Genomic DNA, 4,154 nt, shown 5'->3' with positions numbered 1-4,154 from the left:
AAAAAGTCCGCCTCACGGCGGACTTTTCCATATACACCAGTTCCGGCTAGAAGCCGCCTTCCTCGAAGAACGCGGATGCGTCCAAGGTCGGTTCGACTTCGTCCTTGACGAAGCGGAGCTGTTCGAGCCATTCGGTGAACTGTTCCTTTGTCGGTTCTACGTCGAAGCCGAATTCGTCGAAGTCGTAGCAGTGGTCGCCGTCGCCGATTTCGCCGTCGCAGAAGTCGGTCAGTCGTTCCAAGACTTCGTCGAACGTGACGTCGCAGAGTTCTTCCATTTCGCGCAAGGATACGAGTTCCTTGTCCTTGGAAAGCTGGTTGAAATTCTTTTCGGAGCTGCTGGGATCGTAGAACGTGATCGGTATGTACTCACGGCATTTGCTGTTGAATGACGTCGTACCGTAGAAGTTCTCTCCGCTCAGTTCGTAGCAGTACTTTGTGTAATGTCCTTCCCATTTGAAGCAACGGTCTCCGACTGGCTCTTCCTTTGCCTTCTCGATGGCTTCTGCAGTCTTCTTCTTGCAGAATTCCTCGCATTCCTTGGTCAAGCCGACGGAACCGATGAACGCCCATAGTAAGTCGGCGCTGTATTCTTCGTTTACATCCATATTAGTCCTCGCATTGTTCTTTGTAGGTAATAACGGAATCCATGGGGAAGGAGACGACGTCGTGCGCATTGCTCTTGTGCATGATGACGATGCGGTCAGCGCCGCCGTCTTGTCCCCTGGACTTTTTCTGATAGCTGTATTGATGTAGGTCGAAGTCCATGCACTTCGGCACGTTGATATTTCCGCTGTCGCCGACGCATACGGTCAGCTTCCCGGCTTCGCAGTCATCCATGCAGCACTTGAGGAACAAGACCAACATGAGGACGACGATAATGAATATGAGTGTCGGAGTGGATTCTTCCATGATCAGTCCTTGCAGCCAGATTTTGCTGCAGAAATGAGTTGCTTGCTTGGGTAGTTCACTACGTCGGTAGAGACTTCCTTGTTGATGACTACCAAGTGGTCGTCGTACCGCTTGTACTTGTATTTATCCAGAGGGAAGTCGTAGCACGTAGGGACGCCGAACTTCTCGGTGTCGCCTACGCATACGGTGAATTTGCCCTTGACGCAGCTGATTTGTTCTTCCTTGTTGCTGATCAGCCATTTTGCTCCGAAGAACAGAGCGAGTCCTATCACGATGATGAATAGGACTTCCCACCAAGATAAGTTGTCTGATGAACTTGCCATGTTATTTCTTCTTTCTCGGCATGCACTGGATGGTATAGGTGCCGCCATCGGTGGAACGTGTTTCCTTGACGACCGTGCCGTCTACGATGCCCACGCGGATTTCCTCGCGGAGACGATCCATAGCGCCTTCGGCATGGGAGATTTCGCGGCCACGGAAGCGGATGTTGAGCTTGACCGGGTGGCCTTCGACGAGGAAGTCGTTCGCTTGCTTGAGGATACGGGCGCGGTCTGCCTTGGACGAGTCTGTCGTGTCGGAAGTGAGCTTCAGCATCTTTTCTTCGGACGCCTTTGCTGCGGCACGGTTCTTCTTGTCCAGTTCCTTGGCCTTCTTCTTCTGGTCGTAGATGTACTTGCTGAGGTTGCCGAGCTCTGCGATGGGCGGATCGATGCGGTTGTTGACGGCGATGAGGTCGAGACCGCGTTCATCGGCCAGCTTCTGTGCTTCTGCCGTGGACATCACGCCGAGAGACTTGCCTTCCTCGTCCTTGAGGCGCACGGAAGCCGCAGTGACCGTGTACTGGGCCTTGGCCTCGTCCATCGGGCTCTTCGGAACGAAGCGCTGGCGCGGCTTGACCGTGTAGATGGGCGGATTTACCTTCTCGTCCACCGCCACAAGCTCGAATCCTCGCTTGCGAGCGTACTCCTTGGCCTGTCCGGTGGCCATGGAACCGAGATCTTTACCGTTTTCATCCCTCATTTGGAGGAAACTTGCTTGAATGTATGCCATTTTTAACTCCTTATGTTTGTACAATACACCGAAATATAGTACATTCTAGCCATTTTGGCAAACGTCGACCTCTTCGGAGTCGTCTTTTTTGGCATTTTCAAGCGCTTCTGCCCTAATTTTGTCAAAAATGGCGCTTTCGACACGTCTGAAAGGCTGGTAGTCACGGTCGCAGCCGTAATCAACGTACAGAATTCCGTCCTTTCCTACCATGTACATGCTTTCCGAGTGGTAGTTCATCTCCGTATAGGGCGTGAGGCACCACTTCTTGTACTTGTTTCGCTCTTCTTCGTCGTGGTAGTCTGCTTTTGCTTGGTCTTGGAGCCAGCTGTAGTCGTTGACTTGCCAGTTACCACGGTAGTCCTTCCAGAATTCCTCGTAAAGGAACTCGTCGATTTCTTCATTGTGGTACTTGCTGTCATAGTCGCCTCGTACTCCGATGATCTTCACGATGCGGTCGGACTGCAGCGACATGTAGCAGTTGCCCACCAGCGACTCCATGAACTCGTCCGTCGGCGTGAAGAAGTCGCGGATTGCGTCCATGTGCATGTCGTCGAAGTCGTCGTAGGTCTTTCCGTGCCAAGTGAACGTGATCTTGGAGTCCATCCCCTTCGGCATGTTCTCCAGTGCGCAGCCCAGCTCGAAGAAGTCGGCCAGGGTCAGCTCGTCTAGTGTCTTGTTTGAGAAGTCTTTCATAAGGATTCCTTTCTTTCTGCCAATATAGCAAAGATGCACGATTGCGTCATACGAGGACGTGCAGTTCCTTCGCGGCTCTCGTGAACGCGGTGTACTTCAGCTTGTTGCGAAGCTCGTGCTCTTGGATTCGGTTGATGTTCCTCTCGACGACGAACACGTTCTGTATGGTGGAACCCTGCGACTTGTGCGCTGTGAGAGCGTAGATGTAGCCTACCCACATGTAGTAGTGGTTGAGCGCGGCGTAGTCCTTCCACGCTTCCTTCGGCGTGTAGATCTTGTGGCCGTTCTTGTCTTCCTTCTCAAGCCGTTCCTTGGCCTCTATGGCCAGTTCCTCGCGGAGCTTGTAGAAGTCTTCGAGGCCGTCCGGACGGATGATGTACGCCGTGGCGTTGGTCTTGCGCTTCTTGCGCTTAACGACGTTCGACACCTCGACCTTGAAGCACTTGATGTGGTAGCAGGGGTCTTCGACATCCTCGATGGAGTTGATTATCAAGTGCTCCTCGATGTTGTAGATGACGCTGAACATCAGGTTCCTTCCCACATGCACGTCGTTGCCGTACGTGCGCACCACGCGCACTTCCTCGCCCACTTCGTACATTCGGGTACTGTCTGGATAGATTGCCGCACGGACGCGCTCGTTGATGGCGTCCACCGCCGCGTTGGTGTACGCGACTGCCATCGCGTGGCTGGAGTCGTTCTTGAACTCTTCTGACGTGAAGTACGGCATCATCGTGGACATGAACTCGCGCTCGAAGTGGTGGAAGTAGATGCCAGTGCCGTCTTCGGAGACCTTCGTCTCGTGCGCGAACAAGTCGACCGGGCTCGTCATGTCCTCGCGCATCTTGGTGACTACGCCGAGGATTGGGTTCTGGTCTGCAGTACGCATTACCTTCGTGAGTTCCACCTTCATCGGAAGCTGGAAAATGACGGACTCCATGTAGCCCTTGTTGGCGTCGTCCACCGGAGGAATCTGGCAGCGGTCGCCGACATAGATCACCTTGATTGCCGTAAAGGTGCGGAGCTGCTTCTGTATCTCGTTCAGTAATGCGTTGGACACCATCGAGGCTTCGTCGATGATGACGACCTCGTATTCGCAGAGGTGCGACTCGTGTTCCTTCTTGAGTTTCGGCTTGCCGTCGGAGAAGTCTAGTAAGACTAGGCCGAGCAGCGAGTAGATGGTCTTGTCGTAGTCTCGTCCGGTCGCTTGCGCGATGACTTCCACGGCCTTGTTTGTAGGCGCGGTACACACGCAGCGCGGCATGTCCTCGTCGTCGCCGCTTTCCAGTTCGTCGAGAAGTACGTTGATTAGCGAGGTCTTTCCAGTACCAGCCGCGCCGTACAGAACCATCTGCCTACGGTCTGGTGCCTTCAGGAACTTGTGTATGATTTCCAGTGCGTTGAGCTGGTCTTCGTTCAGATCGGATTTCTTTAATCTCTTGGCCATGGGGTTAAATTTAGAAAGAAAAATTATAAACTCAAATTAAAGGTAAATCGGGTCTT

General features: G+C 53.2%; 6 protein-coding genes. All 6 read right to left on the bottom strand.

Features of this window, described 5'->3' with window-relative positions:
• Positions 1-46: 46 nt before the first annotated feature.
• The 6 genes from ACJMM9_RS04440 to ACJMM9_RS04415 are packed head-to-tail and all read right to left on the bottom strand — an operon-like array spanning position 47 to position 4,098.
• Complete coding sequence (locus ACJMM9_RS04440; RefSeq protein ID WP_405324208.1) at positions 47-607, bottom strand: hypothetical protein; 561 nt, start codon at positions 605-607, stop codon at positions 47-49.
• Between the two features lies 1 nt (position 608).
• Positions 609-911, bottom strand: coding sequence for a hypothetical protein (locus tag ACJMM9_RS04435; protein ID WP_405324206.1), 303 nt, complete (start codon positions 909-911; stop codon positions 609-611).
• Positions 912-913: 2 nt separating this feature from the next.
• Complete coding sequence (locus tag ACJMM9_RS04430) at positions 914-1,234, bottom strand: hypothetical protein (protein ID WP_405324204.1); 321 nt, start codon at positions 1,232-1,234, stop codon at positions 914-916.
• Position 1,235: 1 nt separating this feature from the next.
• The gene (gene infC / locus ACJMM9_RS04425) at positions 1,236-1,961 is read right to left on the bottom strand and encodes a translation initiation factor IF-3 (protein WP_405324202.1); all 726 of its coding nucleotides are present in this window, start codon (positions 1,959-1,961) and stop codon (positions 1,236-1,238) included.
• A 45-nt stretch (positions 1,962-2,006) separates the two neighbouring features.
• The gene (locus tag ACJMM9_RS04420; RefSeq protein WP_405324200.1) at positions 2,007-2,654 is read right to left on the bottom strand and encodes a hypothetical protein; all 648 of its coding nucleotides are present in this window, start codon (positions 2,652-2,654) and stop codon (positions 2,007-2,009) included.
• A 46-nt stretch (positions 2,655-2,700) separates the two neighbouring features.
• Positions 2,701-4,098: an ATP-dependent RecD-like DNA helicase gene (locus ACJMM9_RS04415; RefSeq protein ID WP_405324198.1), complete on the bottom strand. Its 1,398-nt coding sequence runs from the start codon at positions 4,096-4,098 to the stop codon at positions 2,701-2,703.
• Positions 4,099-4,154 lie beyond the last annotated feature (56 nt).

Source organism: Fibrobacter sp. (assembly GCF_045112255.1).
In the GTDB taxonomy this organism is placed as follows: Bacteria; Fibrobacterota; Fibrobacteria; order Fibrobacterales; family Fibrobacteraceae; genus Fibrobacter.
This window is presented reverse-complemented; position numbering and strand designations above follow the sequence as displayed.